The following is a 19,340-nucleotide window of genomic DNA, read 5'->3' on the forward strand; positions in this document are numbered from 1 at the left end:
TCGGGTGACCGGCGGCCGCCCCGGGGACAGGGGCGGCCACCCGCGCTCCCGGGGTCAGTCGGCGCGCTCGGGCCCCTGGCCCGGACCGCCCGCCGCCTCGTCCGTTCCGGCCGTCTCACCCGGACCGACCGACGGGTCGGTGGGCCCCGTGTGACTCGCCCCGTGGTAGGCCGTCCCCGCGAGCTCCTCCTGCCGCAGTGAGCGCACGAGGGCGAGCATCATGAGGAAGGCGATCACGAAGAACGGCAGCCCGAACACGATGATCGTCTCCGACAGCGCGTCCAACCCGTCCCTGCCCGTGGCGGTCAGCACGGTCGCCGCGACGACCCCCTCGGTCACGCCCCAGAACACCCGCTGACGGGTGGGCGTGGTGATCGAGCCCGAACACAGCATGTCCACCACCAGCGACGCCGAGTCCGAGGAGGTGGTGAAGAAGATGATGACGATGACGATGCTGACCACCGACACCACGGTGGCGAGCGGATAGTGCGACAGGAAGGCGAAGAGCGCCCCGGGGAGGTCCTCGTCGACCACGACCTCCTGCACGAGCCCGCCGCCCTGGTTCATCTGGATATCGAAGGCCGAGAGCCCGAACACGCTGAACCAGACGATGCTGAAGGCCGTGGGCAGCGCCAGCACGCCGAGCACGAACTCGCGGATGGTGCGTCCCTTGGAGATGCGCGCGATGAAGATGCCCACGAACGGCGACCAGGTGATGGTCCACGCCCAGTAGAACACCGTCCACGAGCCCTGCCAGCCGGTGTTGCCGAAGGTGTCGTTCCAGAACGACAGCGGGACGAGCCACGACAGGTACACACCGGTGGTCTCGATGACACCCCTGGCCAGGTACAGCGAGGACCCCGCCAGGAAGACGAACGCGAGCAGCCCCACGGCCAGGACGATGTTGATCTGCGACAGCCACTTGATGCCGACGTCGAGACCGCTGACGACCGAGATCACCGCGATGGTGGTGACGACCGCGATGAGGATGACCTGGTTGAGCCGGCTCTCCTCCACACCGAACAGCACGTTGAGGCCGCTGTTGATCTGCATGGTGCCCAGGCCGATGGTGACCGCGACGCCGAAGAGCGTGCCCAGCACGGCGATCACGTCGATCGTGCGGCCGATGGGGCCGTTGATGCGATCGCCGATCAGCGGGTGGAAGATCGAGCTCACCCGGAAGGGCAGCCCCTTGCGGTAGACGAAGTAGGCGAACGCCAGTCCCGGCAGACAGAAGATCGTCCACGTGTGCAGGCCGAAGTGGTAGAGCGTGAAGCCCATCGCCTGTTGGGCGGCCTGGACCGACTGCGGCTCGACGTTCTGCTGGGGCGGCTCGGCGAAGTGGCTGATGGGTTCGGCCACGCCCCAGAACATGAGGATGCTGCCGATGCCCGCGGCGAACAGCATGCAGAACCACGCCACGTTGCTGTACTCGGGGCGACTGTGCTGGTCCCCCAGCCGGACCCGGCCGAAGCGGCTGAGCGCGATCCACACCAGGAAGACGAGGAAGGTGGTCACGCCCAGGATGTAGAACCATCCCAGGCGGGACAGGATCCAGCCCGACGTGGCCCCGAAGACCAGGTCGACCGTGGACGTGGAGAGGACCGACCACAGGACGAAGAAGAGGGTCAGCCCCGCGGCAGCGAAGAAAATGACCGGATTCGTCCGAAGACCCAGTGTTCGAGCGAGGTATTCGAGCATGCCGTCTGCTTTCTGTGGAACGGTCTCCCGGGACAGGCTGGCGGACGCTGGAAGCGTCCTTCCCCAGAATCGCGGAGAGCACACGGAAATGTGCAGAGCGGCACGGCCTCGACGCCTTCTATCGCCGCGGAGAACGGCGACGATCGGCAACAACATGCACAACACGGACCATGACCCCCATCGACCCTGACCCCTCGGGGACCTGCCCCGACCCGTCGGCGAACGGACCGAAGTGCCGCAGGGGAACCTCCCCGCCGGGCTCCCGCGAGCCCGGCGGGGACCGGCCGGGGCCCGCGAAGACGGGTGTCCCCGCACCGGGGATCCGGTACGGGGACACGCGGGGCCGAACACTCAGCCGGTGTAGTCGAACGTGTCGGGGTCGGGGCCGATCCGGCCGCCGCGGTCCAGCGCGCTGATCGCGTCGACGTCCTCGGCGTCCAGCTCGAAGTCGAACACGTCGATGTTCTCCCGGATCCGCGACGGGGTCACGGACTTGGGGATGACGACGTTGCCGAGCTGCAGGTGCCAGCGCAGCACCACCTGGGCCGCGGACTTGCCGTGCTTGTCCCCCAGCGAGGTCAGGACGGGGTCCTCCAGCAGGCCCTTGCCCTGGCCGAGCGGGCTCCAGGCCTCGGTCAGGAGCCCGTGCGCGGCATCGGCACGACGCATGTCCTCCTGGTTGAGGTAGGGGTGCAGCTCGATCTGGTTGAGGACGGGGACGACCTCGGTCTCGGCGACCAGCCGGTCCAGGGTGGAGCGGGTGAAGTTGGAGACACCGATCGAGCGGGCGCGGCCCTCGGAGCGGATCCGCTCCATCGCCTTCCACGTGTCCACGTACAGGTCCCGGGCGGGCAGCGGCCAGTGGATGAGGTAGAGGTCGACGTAGTCGAGGCCGAGGCGCTCCAGGCTGGCGTCGAAGGCCTTGAGCGTGGTGTCGTAGCCCTGGTCGCCGTTCCACAGCTTGGTGGTGAGGAACAGGTCGTCGCGGTCGATCCCGCCGGCGGCGACGGCGCGGCCGACACCGGTCTCGTTGTCGTAGATACGGGCGGTGTCGATGCTGCGGTAACCGGCCTCCAGCGCGGTCTCCACCGCGCCCTGGGCCTGGTCGTCCGGCACCTGCCAGACACCGAACCCGAGTTGGGGCATGGTGTGGCCGTCGTTCAGCGTGACGTGCTGCATGACTACCTTTCCGTGGTCACGGAGCGGGTGTGGGAGGCGGGGGGGTGCGCGGGGCCGGAACCCCGCGGGCTCAGGAGGTGAGGCGGACGAGCATCTTGCCGGTGTTGGCTCCGCGCATCATGTCGAGGAAGGCCCCGACGGCGTTGTCGATGCCCGGGACGACGGTCTCCTCGGAGCGGAGCCGGCCCTCGGCGATCCAGCCGGCGGCGCGCTCGGCGTACTCCGGGGCCAGGTGGCCGTGGTCGCCGACGAGGAAGCCGCGCAGGGTCAGGCGCTTGCCGATGGCGAGCGCGAGGTTGTCGGGGCCCGGCGTGGGCTCGGTCGCGTTGTACTGCGAGATCATGCCGCAGATGGCGATCCGGCCGTTCCTGCGCATGGCGTCGATGGCGGCGCGCAGGTGGTCGCCGCCCACGTTGTCGAAGTAGACGTCGATGCCGTCGGGCGCGGCCTCGGCGAGCTGGCCCTCGAGGTCGCCCTCGCGGTAGTCGATCGCGGCGTCGAAGCCGAACTCCTCCAGCAGGCGGCGCTTCTTCTCCGGGCCGCCGGCCGAGCCGACGACGCGGGACGCGCCGAGCTGTCGCGCGATCTGTCCGGCGACGCTGCCGACCGCGCCGGCCGCACCGGAGACGAACACGACGTCGCCCTCCTTGACGTGGGCGATCTCGGTGAGCCCGGCGTAGGCGGTCAGGCCGGTCATGCCCAGCACGCCGAGGTAGGCCTCGGCCGGGGCGAGCGAGGTGTCCACGGGGCGCGCCGACGCGGCGTCCAGCAGCGCGTACTCGCGCCATCCCTGGAAGTGGGAGACCGTGGTGCCGACGGGGAGGTCGTCGCTGCCGGACTTGACCACGGTGCCCACCGCGCCGCCCTGCATCGGCTCGTTCAGGCCGAAGGGCGGGAGGTAGGACTTGACGTCGTTCATGCGCCCGCGCATGTAGGGGTCGACCGACATCCAGTCGTTGCGCACCAGGACCTGGCCCGGGCCGGGGTCGGTGACCTTCGTCTCGACCACCGCGAAGTCGCCGGTGTCGGGTTCGCCGACCGGACGCTTGACGAGGTGGACTTCCTTGCTGGATACGGGCATGTGTCGAACTCCGTCTGTTCGTGCGGTGGAGGCGCCGGCGTCCGTCACAGGGCTGGACGGCGGTATGCGCTCTCCGAGCCTAGCGCTCGTGGTCATTGCGCCACGCATAGGATGAGCAGCGTGAGCCATAAGTATTTCGATGGGTCCGTGGCACCGGCCACGCCGGCCGCCGAGCCCCATCCGGGCGGACCGCTCGACCTCCAACTGCTGCGGACCTTCCTGGCGGTGCACCGGTCGGGTTCGTTCACGGCCGCAGCGCAGCTGTTGCGGCTGTCCCAGCCGACCGTCACCACCCAGATCCGTTCCCTGGAGAAGCGGCTCGGACACACCCTGTTCGAGCGGCTGCCGCGCGGTGTCTCCCCCACCGCGGACGCCAACGACCTCGCCGCCCGCGTGGCCGGCCCCCTGGACGCCCTGGAGGTGGCGGTCGGTTGGGACTTCGGCGCCCCCGCGGCGCCGCCCGCCCCGCTGCGCCTGGCCGGTCCGGCCGAGATGCTCAGCGCGCGGATCCTGCCCGCCCTCGCTCCTCTGGCGGAGGAGGGCGTGCGGTTGCGGGTCCGCTCCGGGCTCGCCGACGACCTGCTCGACGAGTTGCGCGCCGGCCGTCACGATCTGGTGGTGTCCTCGCTCCGCCCGCGCGGCCGCGCGCTGCGAGCCGAACCGCTGATGGACGAGGACTTCGTGCTGGTCGCGAACGGCGCCTGGGCGGAGCGGATCGGGTCACCGTGCGCCGACGCCGCGGCGCCGGAGGCGGCCAGGCGCGGCGCGGTCAAGCGCATCGAACGGCAGGGGCCCACGGCCCTGTGCGGCGTCCCGCTGGTGACCTACGCCGAGGACCTGCCCATCGTGCGGCGCTACTGGCGGCACGTGTTCGGCGTGCGCCTGGCCTACGAACCCGCGATCGTGGTCCCGGACCTGCGCGGGGTGCTGGCGGCGGTGGTCCACGGGGCGGGCGTGACGGTCCTGCCCCGCTACCTGTGCGAGGCCGAGCTGGCCGACGGCCGCCTGGTGGCGCTGCTGGAGCCGGAGGACCCGCCGATCAACACCGGATACCTGGTCCGGCGGCCCGGCCCGGTGGACCACCCCCACCTGACGAGGGTGCACGACCTGCTCAAGAACGCCTCCCGCGACTGGTAGCCGCGCCCGCCGGCACACAGGCCGAACCAGGAGGCCCTGGTCCGGGTCCCATGGGATGACGGGGCGGGCGGCGGGTGCCCGCACGGGAGGAGGCGCGGTGGACACGACGGGTTCGACGGACGGGCATCCGGGGGCGGCGTCGGGGGCACATCCCCGACCGGCCGAACGGCCCGGGGCGGTGTCGGGGACGCGTCCCCGGTTCGCGGTGGTGACGGTGGCGGTGTGGTCGGTGGCGGCCGGGTTCGCGGTGTTCACGCTGCTGCGGGCGGCGGGCCTGGAGCGGGGCTATCCGCTCGTTCCCCTGCTGGCCTTCACCCCCTACGTCCTGGCCGCCTCGCTCGTGGCCGTCATCGCGGCCGCGGTGCTGCGTCGGTGGGCGGCCCTGGCCGTCCTGGCGGTGGCGGCCGCCGTGCTCGCGGCGGCGGTCGTGCCGCGCGCCGTGCCGTCCGGCACCGCCTCGGCCGACGGGCCGACCGTGCGGATCCTGACCGTGAACGCGCTGCGCGGCGGCGCCGACCCCGGGGCCGTGGTGGCGGCGGTGCGCGCACGGGACGTGGACGTGCTCGCGATCCAGGAGTCGACCCCGCAGATGCTCGCGCGGCTCTCCTCGGAGGGTCTGGACGACCTGCTGCCGCACGTGGTCGACCACTCGGCGCCCTCGGTGGAGGGGACCAGCGTCCACGCGGTCCACCCCCTGACGGACCTGGGCGACGCGGGCGAGGGCGTGCCGGCGTTCGCGATGCCGACCGCGCGGGTGGAGGTGCCGGAGTGGGACGGCGTGCTGGAGGTGACGGCGGTGCACCCGTATCCGCCCGTCGACGCGGACGTCACGGCCGACTGGCACGCGGGGCTGCGCGCACTGCCTCGGGCGCAGGACGGGAAGGCCCTGCGGATCCTGGCCGGGGACTTCAACGCGACCCCGGACCACGCGGAGCTGCGCGCGGTGCTGGCCTCCGGCTACGTCGACGCGGCGTCGGTCAGGGGCGAGGGGCTCACCGGAACCTGGCCGTCGTCCGGCCCGATCCCCAGAGTGGCGATCGACCACGTCCTGGTCGACTCCGCGATCGGTGTCGGCGACGTGGCGGTCGTACCGGTGGAGGGCACCGACCACCTCGGTGTGTTCGCTGAGGTCACCATCCCCGCGGGCCGTTAGGGCGCGCACCCGTCCTCCGCTCCTCCGTCCCGGCGCCGCTGGGTCACGGCCCTGTGCGCCCTCGCCGCGACGGCCTGACGGGGACCTGGCCCGTGAACGGGCCTCCCCTGCCCCGCGTGGCGCTCGACCACGTCCTGGTCGACACGCGGGCCGGGATCGAGGACTTCACCGCCGTGGATGTGGAGGGCACCACGCACCGGGCGCTGCTCGTGGAGATCTCCCTGCCCGGAGAGTGACCGTCACACGGGTGCCAGGGTCTACCGTCGGCGCATGAGCGAGTTGACCGAGCCGATGACCGGAACCCGGTTCCAGGTGGTCCTGCCCGACGAGTCGCCGCACGTGCCGCCCGAGGCCCTGGTCGACCTGGGTGTGCGCGCCGAGTCCCTGGGCGCGCACACCGTCTGGCTGCCCGACCACCTGCTGCCGCCCGAGCCCTACGGCCCCACGTTCGGCGGGGTGTACGAACCGCTGGTGACCCTGGCCCACCTGTCCGCGCGCACGAGCCGGGTGCGGCTGGGGACGTCGGTCCTGGTGGTGCCGATGCGCGATCCGTTCGTGCTGGCCAAGCAGGTGGCGACGCTGCACGCGCTGTCGGCGGGCCGGTTCGTCCTGGGGGCGGGGGTCGGCTGGCAGGCCGAGGAGTTCGCCGCCGTGGGCGCGGACTTCGCCACCCGCGGCGCCCGCACGGACGAGGCGCTGCGGCTGCTGCGGCACCTGTTCGAGGGCGAGGGGCCGTTCGAGGGGCGCTTCCACTCCTACGAGCGGGGCGTGTTCGAGCCGAGGCCGCGCACGCGCGTGCCGGTGATGGTGGGCGGGGTGTCCGAGCGGGCGCTGCGGCGCGCCGCCGACCGGGCGGACGAGTGGCAGGGGGTGGGGTTGGACGCCCCCGCGTTCGTGCGGGCCCGCAACCGGCTGCGCGAGCTCACCGACCGGCCGGTGCGGGCGGGCACGAGGATCGTGTGGGAGGGCGGCGAGGCCGGGTTCGGGCGGGCGGTCGCGTCCTACCGCGCGCTCGCGGCGGCCGGGGCGGACGCGGTGGCGGTGTGGTTCGGCGACGCCGAGGGGTTCGGCGAGCGGATGGAGCGCTTCGCCGACGCGCTCGGGTGAGCCGATCCCGGGCGGGCCGACCGCATCCCTCACGCACCCGGCTGGCATGCTGGGGCCGATCACGCGTCGGGGAGGGGAGCGGCGGATGGGCGACTTCGAGCGGGCGACGGTGCTGTTCGATCTGGACGGTGTGCTGGTCGACTCCGGGACGGCCGTCCGCGAGGGCCTGCTCGCCTGGGCCCGCGAACGCGACCTGGATCCCGCGCGGGTCCTGCGGCACTCGCACGGGCGCACCAACGCCGGACTGGTCGCGCTGGTGGCGCCGCACCTGGACCCGGAGGCCGAGGACCTGGTGATCGAGGGCCACGAGGCCGCCCTGGGGGACACCGTCCAGGCCATGCCCGGGGCCCACGAGCTGCTGGCCGCCCTGAGGGACCGGGGCCGCCCCTGGGCGGTGGTGACGTCGGGCAGCCGCAGGATCGCCACGGCCCGGATCGACACTGCGGGGCTCCCCGGACCCGGAGTCCTGGTGACCGCCGACGACGTCACCGAGGGCAAGCCGCATCCTGAGCCGTACCTGCTCGGCGCCGAGCGCATGGGCGTGGCGCCGTCGGCCTGCGTGGTGGTGGAGGACTCCCCCGGTGGTGCCCGCGCGGGCCTGGCCGCCGGGATGCCGGTGGTCGCGGTGGCGTCCACCGCGGTCGGGGAAGAGCTGGCGCACGCGACCGTGGTGGTCGAAGGCCTCACGGACGCGGCCCGCCTGCTGGTGTGAGCCGGGGCGGGCCCCGCGCGAGGCGGCGCGGTCGGCCGCCCCGAGGATCCGCGGACCCGTGCGCATGACCGGATCGGTCCGGTCCCGGTCGGGATCGTGTCTGCCGTCTCCGCGGCGGCGCTGACACGATCAGGGCATGACAGCAGCACTCCTCGTGATCGACGCCCAGCAGTCCTTCCTCCAGCGCGAGAGCTGGACCGCCTCCTCCGACCCGAAGATCGCCTCCACCATCGCGCGCCTCGTGGACCACTTCCGCGACCGGGGCGACCGGGTCGCGTGGGTCCTGCACACCGCACCGGGCAGCGGTACGGTGTTCGACCCCGCGCTCGGGTTCGTCGAGTTCATGGACGGTCTGGCCCCGGCCGAGGGCGAACCCGTGCGCACCAAGACGGTGCACAACGCCTTCACCGGCACCGACCTGGCCGAGGTCCTCGCCGGTTGGGGCGTGGACGAGGTCACCGTCTGCGGTGTGCGCACCGAACAGTGCTGCGAGACGACCGCGCGCGTAGCCTCCGACCTGGGATTTCGGGTGACCTTCGCCGTGGACGCCACGGCGACCGAGCCCATCGAGGCCCCCGGCTCCCCCGCGGGCCGCCCGCTGGCCGAGGTGCTGGCCGACCCCGGCACGCTCCTGCCCGAGGACGTCATCACCCGCACGGTCTACGCCCTCTCCGGCCGGTTCGCCGACGTGCGCACGGTCGCGGAGATCACCGGGTAGACCAGACGGTAGGATTGGCCGGATCGTGACCAGTGTCGTCTTCCTGCTGACGCCGGGCCTGCACCTGTTGGACCTCGCCGGCCCGGCCCAGGTGTTCTCCACCGCCACGGACATGGGCCTGTCCTACCGCGTCCGCTACGTCGCCGAGCACGCCGACGTGGCCACCGCCCAGGGGGTGGGGCTGCGGGCCGAGACGGACATGCCCGGGCTGACCCCCGACGACCTCGTGGTCGTCCCCGGCTGGCGCGCCGGAGGCCGTGTCCGACGCCATGTGCTCGGTGCCGACCACGCCGACGCCCTGGTCGCCCACCACGCGGAGGGCGGCACGGTGGCCAGCGTGTGTTCGGGTGCCTTCGCCCTCGGCGACGTCGGCCTGCTGGACGGACGCCGCTGCACCACCCACCACGAACTCCAGGACGAACTGGCACGGCGCCGGCCCCGCGCCCGGGTGGTACGGGACGTGCTGTACGTGTCCGACGACGGCGTGGTGACCTCGGCCGGGATCGCCAGCGGCATCGATCTCGCCCTGCACCTGGTGACCATGCGCCACGGGCCCTCGACGGCGGCGGCCATCGCGCGCACCATGGTCGTCCACACGCGCCGCAACGGCGACGAGCCCCAGGCCAGCGCCATGCTCCGGCACCGGGACCACCTCGTCGACGTCGTGCACCGGGCCCAGGACACCATCGACGCCCGTTTCCGGTCGGCCCTGCCGCTGGCCGACCTGGCCGCCTCGGTCGGCGTCAGCGAGCGCACGCTCAGCCGCGCCTTCACGGCGGCGACCGGTCTCACACCGCTGCGCTACCAGCAGGTGCTGCGGGTCGAGCACGCCGAGCACCTCATCGGGCGGGGCGCCACCGTCGAGGCCGCGGCGCGGGCGGTCGGGTTCCAGGACGCGCGGATGCTGCGCCGCCTGCGCTCGCGCCCGGGTGTCGTCCGGCTCTGACCGCGCGGCGCCGCCGGTGCGGGCGACCCGCAGCGGCGGCGCGACGAGGCTCGGGCTCAGGCGCGCAGGGCGTCGATGAGTTCCTGCTCGTCGTCGTGGGACAGGTTGGTCTGGATGACCGTCGGCGCCAGCGGCTTGAACGCCTCCACGGCCCGGTCCCTGGTGGCCTCGTCGGCCAGCAGGAACACGGCCGCCCGCTCCTGTTCCAGCTCGGCGCCGATCTTCTTGATCATCTCGTCGTCGATGCCGATGTCGGTGAGCTTGCCGGCGACGGCCCCCGAGGCGGCGCCGACGGCCAGCCCGAGGAGGGGGTTGAGGAAGAGCAGGCCGATGAGCGTGCCCCAGAAGGCGCCCCCCAGGGCGCCGTAGCCGGTCATGTTCACGGTCTGGTGGATGCGCGGACGCCCCTTGTCGTCCTTGTAGACGTAGGCGGCGTCCTCCAACCGCAGGAGTTCCTGCTTGCCGAGGTCGGCGGCGATGTCCAGAGCCCGCTCCGCGGTGTCGCGGTCGGCCACTCCGAGGACGATCAGCTGAGCCATGGGTGTGTTCCCCCCGTCATGGTGCCGGACCCGCTCCGGGCCCGATCGGCGGGAGGTTTCCCGCGATCGCCTCCCGTTAGCCCCATGACAGGGGACATGGCCCGCAAAGCCCGCGGTGGGCGGCGGGACGGGCCGCCCGCGGATCACCATTCGCGCCAGAGCCCGGCGGCCACGCTCTTCTTGGTGTCGCGCCAGGAGCGGGAGGGTCGCGTGATCATGGGCGGCGCGCTACGGGCTCGCGGGGACAGAAGCGGGCCCCGCCGGTCGGCCGCGCCGTCAGTCCTGGTCGGCGTCGTAGCGCTCCCTGGCGCGTTCGACGTCGGGGAGGTTGGCGGCGGTCCACCCCAGGAGGGCGTCGATGAGCTCCTGGAGTGTCGTGCCGAGCGGCGTGATCCGGTACTCGACGGCGATGGGCCGCGTGCTGGTGACGACGCGCTCGACCATGCCGTTGCGCTCCAGGCGGCGCAGTGTCGCCGTGAGCGACTTCTGCGTGACGACGGGGATCGCGCGGCGCAGCTCGTTGAAGCGCGAGGGCCGCCCGCACAGCTCTTCGAGTACCTGGAGCGACCACTTGTCGAGCAGCTGGTCGAGCAGCTCTCGCTGAGGGGCGGTGATCTGGGGGTGGCCGGTCCCGGCCTGGTCGGTATCCCGCATGAAACCTAGGTTAATTGAAGTTCCCTGAGGCGACCAAGTAGACATGGGATACCGCCCACTCGACACGAAAGGGACCTCCGATGACCGTGCGACTCCTGACCCCCGACGGCATGTTCCAGCCCGTCCCCTACCACCACGTCTCGATCGGCACCGGCACCCGCCAGGTGCACGTCGCCGGGCAGATCGCGCGCGACGCCGAGGGCCGCCCCGTGGCGACCGGCGACCTCACCGGGCAGGTCGAGCACGCCCTGCGCAACACCGCGCGCGGGCTCGCCGGCGCCGGAGCGGACTTCACCGACGTCGTGCGCCTGCGGTTCTTCGTCACGGGCTGGAACCCCCACATGGCGGACGCCTTCATGGCGGGGATCGAGAACGTCACCGACGAGCTGGGGATGCCGCGGCCGCTGCCGCCCGTGTCGCTCATCGGCGTCGACTACCTCTTCGAGCCCGACGTGCTCGTCGAGGTCGAGGCGTTCGCGACCCTGGACTGACCGGCGCCACGGCGGCCCCGCGTCCCGGCGCGGGGCCGTCGGCGTCCGGGCACGCGCCCGCCCGCGCCCGCGGTCAGGTGCGGCGGGCCAGGTACAGGCGGGTGAGGTAGGGGATGCGCACGACGCCGTCGGGGAAGTGCTCCGCCACCAGGCCCGTGAGGGCCGCCCGGGTGCGCTCCGGGCCGATGGCGCGGACCACGGCGGCCGTCTTGGTGGAGGACAGGGCCATCCCGAGGTACTCGTCCGGGTCGAGTTCGCGCACCCATCGGCCGGTGCTCTCGGCGGCCTCGGCCAGCCCTTCCCGGGCCGCCAGCTCGCCGAGCGTGTCGAAGCCGCGGTAGTCGCGCCGGTAGCCGTCCCCGTACTGCTCCAGCAGGCTCTCGTGCGCGTCGGCGAACGCGCTCGCGGTCCAGTCGCGGTCGTTGCTCAGGACGGCGACGGTCCCGCCGGGGGCGAGCACGCGGACCGCCTCCGCGTAGAAGGCGGGACGGTCGAACCAGTGGACGGCCTGCGCGGCGAGCACGAGCACGGCCGAGCCGTCGGGGAAGGGCACGTCCTCGGCACGGCCGTCGGTGAACTCCACCCCGTCGGCCCCGTCCGCGGCCGTGTCGCGCATCGCGTGGCCGGGCTCCACGCCGACCACCCGTGGCCCGGGTCCGAAGGCATCGCGCAGGGCACGCGTGGAGATGCCCGTCCCGGCCCCGACGTCGAGCAGGAGCCACGGTTCGGGCCAGGTGGCGCGGCTGCCGGCCGCGACGTACTCGCGCAGCCGGTCGAGCACGGGTGCGGGGTAGCCGGGTCGGAAGCGCCGGTAGTTCTCCGTGAGCCGGTCGAAAGCCTGTGTACGGTCGCCCACGCTGGTCCCCTCGGTCGTCGGTCGCGGCGGCTGTGAGACTACACCGCGGGTACGGCCGGGCCCGGGCGCGCGGGCTTGTGCGCGTTCCTGCGGTACTCCGAGGGGTTGACCCCGGTGTGGGCCTTGAAGGCGGAGCTGAACGCGAACGCGCTGCCGTAGCCGACCCGTCCGGCGACCGCCTCCAGCCCCAGGTCGGGCCGGGCCGAGAGCAGGTCGCAGGCGGTGGTCAGCCGCCACGTGCGCAGGTAGGCCATGGGCGGGGTGCCCACCGCCCGCTGGAAGCGGTCCGCCAGGGTGGAGCGCGAGACGGCGCAGGCGCGGGCGAGCGACGCCAGGGTCCAAGGCCGCTCGGGGCTCCCGTGGACCAGCTCCAGTGCGCGCGCCACGACGTCGTCGCCCCGGGCGCTGAGCCAGCTGGGCTCCGCGCGGGGGTGCTCCTCCAGCCAGGCGCGGACGGACATGACCAGCAGGCAGTCCAGGAGGCGGTCGTTCAGGCTCGCCTGGGCGACCCCGTCGGTGGTGATCCCGCGGATCAGCAGGTCGACCAGGGCCGGGTCGACGCTGCCCGCGCGCAGGACCGCCAGGGGCGGCAGCGCGGACAGGGCCAGGCGCCCGACCTCGCTGTCGTCCTCGTAGGCGCCGATGACCAGGGAATACGCGCCCTCGGGGTCGTTGCCCCACGTCCCCACGCCGTGGGACATGCTCACGTGCAGTTCCTGTCCGTCCTCGGCGACACAGCGCTGACCGGGGTGGACGGTGATCGTGGGGGCACGGCCGGACCGGTCGGACAGCACGTAGGGGTCGGGTCCGCGGGTGAGGACGACGTCGCCGGGGTCGAGCGCCGCCTCCTCGCCGGTGGTGCGGACCCAGACCCGCCCGGAGGTGACCACGGCCAGGCCCAGGGCGGCCCCGTCCCGGATGTCGATCGACCAGGGCGGGCTCATGACGATGCGCAACGTGAAGGCGCCCCGGGCCCGCGGGCCGTCGAGCAGGTGCGTGAGGGGGTCCATGGAAGCAGCCTACGTCTGGACGATCTCTTATGCCATCCGGACAATGGATCATGGTCCGTCCGAATGTGGTCCGCTGTACTGAGGACATGACACACGAACGCATCCTCGTCACCGGCGGCACCGGCATGACCGGTCGCCGCGTCTCCCACCGGCTGGCCGAGCGCGGAGTCGACGTCCGCGTCGGCTCCCGCTCGGGGGCCCCGCCCTTCGAGTGGCACGACCCCGCGACCTGGGACGCGGTCCTGGACGGCGTCGACGGCGTCTACCTGTGCTTCCATCCCGACCTGGCCTTCCCGGGCGCGGCCGAGGCGGTCTCGGCGTTCGCCGCCCGCGCCGCCGGGCGCGGTGCCACCCGCATGGTCCTGCTGTCCGGACGCGGGGAGGAGGGCGCGCGACGCGCGGAGGAGGCCGTGCGCGCCGCCTTCGCGGACCTGACCGTCCTGCGCTGCGCGATGTTCGCGCAGAACTTCTCCGAGTACATCCTGGTCGACGCGGTGCGCGCGGGCACCGTCGCGCTGCCCGTCCCCGACGTGCCCGAACCCTTCGTGGACCTGGCGGACGTGGCGGAGGCCGCCGCACGGGCCCTCACCGAGGACGGGCACGCGGGACGGCTGTACGAGATGACCGGTCCGCGCTCGCTGACCTTCGCCGAGGCCGGGGCCCTGATGGGAGAGGCGGCCGGTCACCCCGTGTCCTACCTGACGGTGACGCCCGCGGACTTCGTGGCCGAGTCCGTCCGGGCGGGGATGCCCGCCGAGGTCGCCGAAGGGCTCACGGAACTGTTCACCGAGATCCTGGACGGCCGCAACGCCGAGCCGACCGACGGTGTGGAGCGCGCGCTGGGCCGCCCGGCGGGCGACTTCGCCGACTACGTCGCGCGCGCCGCCTCGGAGGGGGCCTGGTCCTGACCGGGTCGGGGACCACGGGCGCGACACAGGGGCGGGCCGGGCGCGGAAAGCGGGCTCCCGGGCCGCCGCGTCCGTAGTCTCGGAGCCGCCGGAGGTTCCGCGGACCGCCGGCGGCCGCACGACCAGCACCGAGGAGGCCGCCCGTGACCGACCACGAGCGCGACCGGCACCACACGGCCCAGGGTGAGCGCACCCGGCGCCGGATCATCGACGCCGCCACCGAGCTGTTCTCGCGCTGCGGCTACTGGGGTGTGTCCCTGGGCGACGTCGCCGAGCGCGCGGGGCTCACCCACGCGGGCGTGCTCCACCACTTCCCGAGCCGGGAGGCCGTGCTCCTGCACGTGCTGAGCCGGCGGGACGAGGTGGACGCGCCCCTGCTCACGGCGCCCGGGCTGGGCCACCGGGAGCTGGTGGACAACGTCGTACGGATGGTGGAGCGCAACGCGGCCGCGCCGGGGCTGGTCTCGCTGCACGCGACGCTGGCCGCCGAGGCCACCGATCCCGCCCACCCCGCGCACGAGTACTTCGTCGGCCGGTACCGGAACCTGCGCGACCACCTGGCCCCGGCGCTGGCCGGCCTGCTCGGGGAGCGCGAGGGGCCGGCGGCGGAGATCGCCGCCCAACAGCTCGTGGCGCTCACCGACGGGCTCCAGGTGCAGTGGCTCCTGGACCCGGGCGCCGTCGACATGCGCGCCGCGGTGGTGTCGTTCCTGCGCACCCTGGGCATCGCGGCCGAGGAGCCGCCGGGCCCGGCGAGTGCGGGACCGGGACCGGGAGCGCGGTAGGAGGCGTCGTGCTCGGCCGTCCTAGAGTGGAGGGACGTACCGCCGAGCCCCGCCGAGAGAGCACCGTGTCCGTCGCCGAGAGACTCCAGAGCGTCTTCGTGGCGCTGGCCGCCGTGCTCGGTCTGGCCGTCGGGACGCTGTGGCCGGTCGGCGCGGTCGCCGGGCAGCTGGTTCTGCCCGCGCTGGTGCTGCTCCTGGTGGCGGTGTTCGTGCAGGTGGACGCGGCCCGGGTGCGTCTGGCCCGGGACGCGGGGACCGTGGTGGCCGCCAGCCTGGTCCTCAACTTCGTCTTCACGCCGTTGCTGGCCTGGGCTCTGGGAACCGGGCTGTTGGGCGGCGCGCCGGATCTGCGGATCGGGCTGCTGTTGCTGCTGGTGACGCCCTGCACCGACTGGTACCTGGTGTTCACGGGGCTCGCCCGGGGCCACATGGGCGTCGCGGCGGCGCTGCTGCCGATCAACCTGGTGCTCCAGCTGGTCCTGCTGCCCGTGTACGTGCTGCTCCTCGGCGGTGAGGCGGCCGGTGTGGGCGCCGCGACGCTGGTCGAGGCCGTCCTGCTGGTGCTGGTGGTGCCGCTGGTGGCGGCCGCCCTCCTCCGGTGGGCCGCGGGCCGTTGGAGGGGCGCGCGGTGGCGGGAGCGGGTGGTGGTCGCCACCGCCGGGCGGGCGGTCCTTCCCCTGCTCTACCTGGCGGTCCTGGCGATGTTCGCCTCCCAGGCGCGCACCGTGGCCGCGCACCTGGGCGAACTGGCGGTGCTGCTGGTGCCGCTGGGGGTGTTCTTCACGGTGGCGCCGCTGGCGGCCGTGCTCGTCGCGCGCGTGCTGCGACTGCCCGGCGACCAGCGGGCCGCGCTCACCATGACGACGGTGGCCCGCAACTCCCCGGTGGCGCTGGGCATCGCGGTCGCCGCCTTCCCCGACCGGCCGCTGATCGCGGTGGCGCTGGTGATCGGCCCCCTGGTGGAACTGCCCGTCCTGGCGGTGCTCAGCCAGCTGGTCCGGGTACGCGGTTCGCGTGAGCGCGGCGGCGTCTCCGGCTGAGCCCCGGTGGGACGGACCGTCCTGGGCCGAAGGCCCGCGCGCGGCACCCTCCGGGGAGAGCCCCGGAGTCAGGCGAGGTGGGCGGCCAGAGCGCCCTTGTGGCGCTGGAGTTCGTCGATGCGCGCGTCCAGGTCGGCGAGTTGGCGCCGGATCGTACCGACCAGGCTCGGGCACATCTCCAGGTCGAGCGGGGCGTCCTCCCCGCTGCGGGCGCACGGCAGGAGCGCGGCGATCACCTGAGTGGTCAGTCCCATGTCCAGCATGGCGCGGATGTGGCGGACGGTGCGCACGGCCCCGGGGTCGTAGACGCGGTACCCGTTGGCCGAGCGGGTCGAGTCGAGCAGTCCCTGCTCCTCGTAGTAGCGCAGCAGTCGGCGGCTCACACCGGTCCGCTCCGACAGCTCCCCGATCAGCATGCCGTGGCCCACCTCACCCTCGCTCCGCACTTGACCCTCACACCGGTGTCAGTACCTAACGTCGCCGCATGGTCGAACATTTCACGTACACAGTCAAGGGTTCCGGTCCCGGTCTGCTGCTCGCCCACGGCGCAGGCGGCGGCGCGGAACCGAACTTCGGTCCCCTCATGGCGGACCTCGCACGGACCCACACCGTGGTCGCCCCGGACCTGCCGGGCTCGGGCGCCACACCGCGCAGCGGCGTTGCGCTGGACCTGGACACGGTGGCCGACACCCTGGTGGCCACGGCCGTGGACGCCGGGGTGGAGCGCTTCACGATCCTGGGCTACTCGCTCGGGACCGGGATCGCCGTGCGCGCCGTCACCCGGCACCCCGACCGGGTGAGCGGCCTCGTCCTCACGGCCGGGTTCGCCCGGATGAACAACCGCATGCGGCTGGCGATGCGCGTGTGGCGGGATCTGCTCGACGGCGACCGCGAGCTGGTCGCCCGCTTCCTGACCCTCATGGCCGCGGGCGATCCCGAACTGGAGCGGTTGAGCCCGTCGGAGCTGGCGGCCGCGGTGGCCGGACTCGCCGAGTTCGTTCCCGAGGGCGCCCCGGAGCAGGTGCGCCTGGTGGAGGAGGTCGACACCACCGCCGAGCTCACCGGGATCGGTGTGCCGACCCTGGTCGTCGCCGCGGCCCTGGACCGGCTCGCGCCGCCCGCGCTCTCCCGTGAGCTGGCCGCCGGGATTCCCGGTGCGGAGCTGGTCGAGATCGAGTGCGGCCACCTGGTCGCCGCGGAGGCGCCCGAGCAGTGGGGCGCGGCCGTACGCGAGTTCCTGGACCGCCACCGCTGAGCCGCGCGGTGTCCCGCCGGCCCCGGGTGACGCACCGGTCGGCGGGACGGCCGGGGCCTGACGGGCGCGAGGGTCCCGTGCCCGGGCACGGGACCGGGGACCGGGCACGGGACCGGGGACCGGGCACGGGACCGGGGCGGGCCTCGCCCCGGCGGAACGACCGGGTCGCTCACCCCGGCGGGCTCCCGGCGCCGTGCACGGCGCCGGGGCGGCGCGGCCCACCGCCCCGCAGGCCCCGGACGCCCTGGACCGCGGACCAGAGGACCGCGACCGAGGCGCCCACGAGCAGGAGCGCGGAGACGATCCACTCGCGGGAGCCGTCCGGTCCGTAGACACGGGTGTCCGACCCGGCGTCCACGGCGGCGATCTCCGCGCCCACCACGCAGGTGTCGCGGCCGGCCGCGTGCAGGGTCACCTCACGCGCCGGACCACCGTCGTCGGCGGTGAAGGTGCCGTCGCAGCCGCACGACTCGTGGCTGGGGTGCCGCACGCAGCTCAGCGCGGTCGCGGTGAACACGCCCGGCGTGCCCTCGCCGCGTGCGGCGCGCAGTCCCTGGTCGAGACCGGCCAGGCCCACGTACGCCACGGTTCCGGCGAGGACCATCAGGACCAGGGCGAACGCGGGAGAGGTGCCCCTGCGAGTCATCGGCCCGCCTCCGTCGTCCGCTCGGCGGAACCGTTCCGGTCGGTGGGACCCGGCTCCCCGGCGAAAGCGCCCTCCCCTCCGGAAACGGCCGCCTCGGCGGCGCCCTCCGGCCCCGCCCGGCCGGGTGCCCGCAGGGCGAGCAGGGCCGCGGCCCCGCACAGGACGGCGGCCAGCACCCACAGCGGCCCGTAGCCCCCGGTGACGTCGCGGACCAGGCCGCCGAACACCGCCATGGCCCCGGCCCCGACCTGGTGCAGGGCGTTGACCCAGCCGAAGACGATCGCGCCGTCCGCGCCGAACATCCGCCGGCACAGCAGGATCACCGGCGGAACGGTCGCCACGTCGAGCAGCCCGAACACCACCACGAACGCGATCATCGCCGGTCCCGCGTCCGGACCGAAGAGGGTCGGCAGCAGCGCGAGCAGGACGGCACGGCCGCCGAAGAAGGCCACCAGCAGCACGCGGGGGTCGAACCGGTCCGTGAGCCAGCCGGAGACCACTGTTCCGAGCAGGGAGAACACCCCGATCGTGGACACCAGAGCGGCGGCGACGGTGACCGCCATGCCGTGGTCGCGGGCGGCGGGCACGAAGTGCGTCCACAGGATGCCGTTCGTGGTCGCGCCGCAGATCGCGAACACCCCCGCGAGCAGCCAGAACCCGCGACGGCGCAGCGACCGGCCGAGCACGCGCACGGTACGCAGGGCGGCGCCCTCCTCCGCCCGCGGCCGGGGGACGGCCTCCACCGCTCCGTAGGGGGCCAACCCCACCTCCGCGGGATGGTCGCGCAGCACCAGCACGACCAGCACCGCCACCACCCCGGCCGACAGCGCCAGGGTCACGACCGCCGGGCGCCAGCCCTGGGTGTCGGTGACCCACGCCAGCACCGGCAGGAACACCAGCTGGCCGAAGGCGCTCGACCCGGTCAGCGCCCCGATCACCAGACCGCGCCGCCGGACGAACCAGCGGTGGGCGACGGTGGCGGCGAAGGTCATCGCCAGCGAACCGGTTCCCGCGCCGATCAGCACGCCCCAGTAGAGCGTCAGCTGCCAGGCCTGGTCCATGACCGTGGTCAGCCCCGCCCCGGCCATGACGGCCAGGAGCGCGGCGACGGCGACCCGGCGCAGCCCGAAGCGGTCCATCAGAGCGGCCGCGAACGGAGCCACCAGCCCGTAGACCACCATGTTGACCGAGGCGGCGGCCCCGATGGAGGTACGCGACCACTGGTACTCGGTGTGCAGCGGGTCGACGAGCAGGCCGGGCATCCCGGCGAACGCGGCGGCGGCGATGATGGCCAGGCCCGCCACGAGCGCGACCGGCCAGGCCCGATGGAGGAGCGGAGTGCGTGTCTGGTGCGTCATGGGACCAGCATCCGGGCCCGGGCCGCCGCCCCGATAGTGACCCGAAGGCCAATATGCGCAAGAA

Annotated in this window: 22 protein-coding genes; 12 read left to right on the plus strand and 10 right to left on the minus strand. The window is 73.7% G+C overall.

From position 1 onward, the window contains the following. Positions 1-54: 54 nt before the first annotated feature. From M1P99_RS04830 to M1P99_RS04840, 3 genes are all read right to left on the minus strand, one after another. Complete coding sequence (locus M1P99_RS04830; protein WP_304451466.1) at positions 55-1,701, minus strand: BCCT family transporter; 1,647 nt, start codon at positions 1,699-1,701, stop codon at positions 55-57. Between the two features lie 351 nt (positions 1,702-2,052). Beyond that, positions 2,053-2,880: an aldo/keto reductase gene (locus M1P99_RS04835; protein ID WP_304451467.1), complete on the minus strand. Its 828-nt coding sequence runs from the start codon at positions 2,878-2,880 to the stop codon at positions 2,053-2,055. A 70-nt stretch (positions 2,881-2,950) separates the two neighbouring features. Further along, positions 2,951-3,961 (minus strand): NADP-dependent oxidoreductase, encoded by a 1,011-nt coding sequence (locus tag M1P99_RS04840; protein WP_304451468.1) that lies wholly within the window; start codon positions 3,959-3,961, stop codon positions 2,951-2,953. Between the two features lie 147 nt (positions 3,962-4,108). On the opposite strand from M1P99_RS04840, the gene M1P99_RS04845 reads away from it, so the two are divergent. From M1P99_RS04845 to M1P99_RS04875, 7 genes are all read left to right on the plus strand, one after another. Next, positions 4,109-5,098, plus strand: a complete 990-nt coding sequence (locus M1P99_RS04845; protein ID WP_304455578.1) for a LysR family transcriptional regulator — start codon at positions 4,109-4,111, stop codon at positions 5,096-5,098. Between the two features lie 97 nt (positions 5,099-5,195). Next, positions 5,196-6,251, plus strand: coding sequence for an endonuclease/exonuclease/phosphatase family protein (locus M1P99_RS04850; protein WP_304451469.1), 1,056 nt, complete (start codon positions 5,196-5,198; stop codon positions 6,249-6,251). Positions 6,252-6,343: 92 nt separating this feature from the next. Further along, the gene (locus M1P99_RS04855; protein WP_304451470.1) at positions 6,344-6,487 is read left to right on the plus strand and encodes a hypothetical protein; all 144 of its coding nucleotides are present in this window, start codon (positions 6,344-6,346) and stop codon (positions 6,485-6,487) included. A gap of 34 nt (positions 6,488-6,521) precedes the next feature. Further along, positions 6,522-7,358 carry a TIGR03619 family F420-dependent LLM class oxidoreductase gene (locus M1P99_RS04860; protein WP_304451471.1) on the plus strand — a complete coding sequence of 279 codons (837 nt, stop codon included), beginning with the start codon at positions 6,522-6,524 and terminating at the stop codon, positions 7,356-7,358. 85 nt (positions 7,359-7,443) lie between these two features. After that, a complete protein-coding gene (locus M1P99_RS04865) occupies positions 7,444-8,070 on the plus strand; it encodes an HAD-IA family hydrolase (protein ID WP_304451472.1) in 627 nt (208 codons plus the stop codon). Between the two features lie 136 nt (positions 8,071-8,206). After that, positions 8,207-8,788: an isochorismatase family protein gene (locus tag M1P99_RS04870; protein ID WP_304451473.1), complete on the plus strand. Its 582-nt coding sequence runs from the start codon at positions 8,207-8,209 to the stop codon at positions 8,786-8,788. Between the two features lie 25 nt (positions 8,789-8,813). After that, positions 8,814-9,734 carry a GlxA family transcriptional regulator gene (locus tag M1P99_RS04875; protein ID WP_304451474.1) on the plus strand — a complete coding sequence of 307 codons (921 nt, stop codon included), beginning with the start codon at positions 8,814-8,816 and terminating at the stop codon, positions 9,732-9,734. Between the two features lie 56 nt (positions 9,735-9,790). On the opposite strand, the gene M1P99_RS04880 is transcribed toward M1P99_RS04875, so the two are convergent. After that, positions 9,791-10,273 (minus strand): DUF1269 domain-containing protein, encoded by a 483-nt coding sequence (locus M1P99_RS04880; protein ID WP_304451475.1) that lies wholly within the window; start codon positions 10,271-10,273, stop codon positions 9,791-9,793. A 276-nt stretch (positions 10,274-10,549) separates the two neighbouring features. Next, positions 10,550-10,927, minus strand: a complete 378-nt coding sequence (locus tag M1P99_RS04885) for a helix-turn-helix domain-containing protein (protein WP_304451476.1) — start codon at positions 10,925-10,927, stop codon at positions 10,550-10,552. Positions 10,928-11,007: 80 nt separating this feature from the next. Here M1P99_RS04885 and M1P99_RS04890 point away from each other — a divergent pair, with 80 nt between their 5' ends. Then, positions 11,008-11,418 carry a RidA family protein gene (locus tag M1P99_RS04890; protein WP_304451477.1) on the plus strand — a complete coding sequence of 137 codons (411 nt, stop codon included), beginning with the start codon at positions 11,008-11,010 and terminating at the stop codon, positions 11,416-11,418. 73 nt (positions 11,419-11,491) lie between these two features. Here M1P99_RS04890 and M1P99_RS04895 read toward each other — a convergent pair whose 3' ends face one another. Further along, positions 11,492-12,274, minus strand: coding sequence for a class I SAM-dependent methyltransferase (locus M1P99_RS04895; protein WP_304451478.1), 783 nt, complete (start codon positions 12,272-12,274; stop codon positions 11,492-11,494). A 38-nt stretch (positions 12,275-12,312) separates the two neighbouring features. Next, the gene (locus tag M1P99_RS04900) at positions 12,313-13,284 is read right to left on the minus strand and encodes an AraC family transcriptional regulator (RefSeq protein ID WP_304451479.1); all 972 of its coding nucleotides are present in this window, start codon (positions 13,282-13,284) and stop codon (positions 12,313-12,315) included. Positions 13,285-13,370: 86 nt separating this feature from the next. On the opposite strand from M1P99_RS04900, the gene M1P99_RS04905 reads away from it, so the two are divergent. The 3 genes from M1P99_RS04905 (at position 13,371) to M1P99_RS04915 (ending at position 16,017) form a co-directional block, all read left to right on the plus strand. Further along, a complete protein-coding gene (locus M1P99_RS04905; RefSeq protein ID WP_304451480.1) occupies positions 13,371-14,192 on the plus strand; it encodes an NAD-dependent epimerase/dehydratase family protein in 822 nt (273 codons plus the stop codon). A 143-nt stretch (positions 14,193-14,335) separates the two neighbouring features. Then, on the plus strand, positions 14,336-14,977 hold the full coding sequence (locus M1P99_RS04910) for a TetR/AcrR family transcriptional regulator (RefSeq protein WP_304451481.1): 642 nt from the start codon (positions 14,336-14,338) through the stop codon (positions 14,975-14,977). A gap of 65 nt (positions 14,978-15,042) precedes the next feature. Next, positions 15,043-16,017, plus strand: coding sequence for an arsenic resistance protein (locus tag M1P99_RS04915; RefSeq protein WP_304451482.1), 975 nt, complete (start codon positions 15,043-15,045; stop codon positions 16,015-16,017). Positions 16,018-16,085: 68 nt separating this feature from the next. Here M1P99_RS04915 and M1P99_RS04920 read toward each other — a convergent pair whose 3' ends face one another. Further along, entirely contained in the window at positions 16,086-16,433 is a 348-nt protein-coding gene (locus tag M1P99_RS04920; protein WP_304451483.1) for a MerR family transcriptional regulator, read from the minus strand. A 68-nt stretch (positions 16,434-16,501) separates the two neighbouring features. Here M1P99_RS04920 and M1P99_RS04925 point away from each other — a divergent pair, with 68 nt between their 5' ends. Then, positions 16,502-17,272 (plus strand): alpha/beta fold hydrolase, encoded by a 771-nt coding sequence (locus M1P99_RS04925; protein ID WP_304451484.1) that lies wholly within the window; start codon positions 16,502-16,504, stop codon positions 17,270-17,272. A 169-nt stretch (positions 17,273-17,441) separates the two neighbouring features. On the opposite strand, the gene M1P99_RS04930 is transcribed toward M1P99_RS04925, so the two are convergent. Together M1P99_RS04930 and M1P99_RS04935 are read right to left on the minus strand one after the other, a co-directional pair. Next, complete coding sequence (locus M1P99_RS04930) at positions 17,442-17,918, minus strand: hypothetical protein (RefSeq protein ID WP_304451485.1); 477 nt, start codon at positions 17,916-17,918, stop codon at positions 17,442-17,444. Then, positions 17,915-19,276: an MFS transporter gene (locus M1P99_RS04935; protein ID WP_304451486.1), complete on the minus strand. Its 1,362-nt coding sequence runs from the start codon at positions 19,274-19,276 to the stop codon at positions 17,915-17,917. Before M1P99_RS04935 ends, M1P99_RS04930 begins: the two co-directional genes overlap by 4 nt. Positions 19,277-19,340 lie beyond the last annotated feature (64 nt).

Source organism: Nocardiopsis sp. YSL2 (assembly GCF_030555055.1).
In the GTDB taxonomy this organism is placed as follows: Bacteria; Actinomycetota; Actinomycetes; order Streptosporangiales; family Streptosporangiaceae; genus Nocardiopsis.

Excerpts from the sequence above, each read along its gene's own strand:
- M1P99_RS04830 (WP_304451466.1), bottom strand. The coding sequence starts at position 1,701 with ATGCTCGAATACCTCGCTCGAACACTGGGTCTTCGGACGAATCCGGTC.
- M1P99_RS04835 (WP_304451467.1), bottom strand. The coding sequence starts at position 2,880 with ATGCAGCACGTCACGCTGAACGACGGCCACACCATGCCCCAACTCGGG.
- M1P99_RS04840 (WP_304451468.1), bottom strand. The coding sequence starts at position 3,961 with ATGCCCGTATCCAGCAAGGAAGTCCACCTCGTCAAGCGTCCGGTCGGC.
- M1P99_RS04860 (WP_304451471.1), top strand. The coding sequence starts at position 6,522 with ATGAGCGAGTTGACCGAGCCGATGACCGGAACCCGGTTCCAGGTGGTC.
- M1P99_RS04865 (WP_304451472.1), top strand. The coding sequence starts at position 7,444 with ATGGGCGACTTCGAGCGGGCGACGGTGCTGTTCGATCTGGACGGTGTG.
- M1P99_RS04870 (WP_304451473.1), top strand. The coding sequence starts at position 8,207 with ATGACAGCAGCACTCCTCGTGATCGACGCCCAGCAGTCCTTCCTCCAG.
- M1P99_RS04880 (WP_304451475.1), bottom strand. The coding sequence starts at position 10,273 with ATGGCTCAGCTGATCGTCCTCGGAGTGGCCGACCGCGACACCGCGGAG.
- M1P99_RS04885 (WP_304451476.1), bottom strand. The coding sequence starts at position 10,927 with ATGCGGGATACCGACCAGGCCGGGACCGGCCACCCCCAGATCACCGCC.
- M1P99_RS04890 (WP_304451477.1), top strand. The coding sequence starts at position 11,008 with ATGACCGTGCGACTCCTGACCCCCGACGGCATGTTCCAGCCCGTCCCC.
- M1P99_RS04900 (WP_304451479.1), bottom strand. The coding sequence starts at position 13,284 with ATGGACCCCCTCACGCACCTGCTCGACGGCCCGCGGGCCCGGGGCGCC.
- M1P99_RS04905 (WP_304451480.1), top strand. The coding sequence starts at position 13,371 with ATGACACACGAACGCATCCTCGTCACCGGCGGCACCGGCATGACCGGT.
- M1P99_RS04920 (WP_304451483.1), bottom strand. The coding sequence starts at position 16,433 with ATGCTGATCGGGGAGCTGTCGGAGCGGACCGGTGTGAGCCGCCGACTG.
- M1P99_RS04925 (WP_304451484.1), top strand. The coding sequence starts at position 16,502 with ATGGTCGAACATTTCACGTACACAGTCAAGGGTTCCGGTCCCGGTCTG.
- M1P99_RS04930 (WP_304451485.1), bottom strand. The coding sequence starts at position 17,918 with ATGACTCGCAGGGGCACCTCTCCCGCGTTCGCCCTGGTCCTGATGGTC.
- M1P99_RS04935 (WP_304451486.1), bottom strand. The coding sequence starts at position 19,276 with ATGACGCACCAGACACGCACTCCGCTCCTCCATCGGGCCTGGCCGGTC.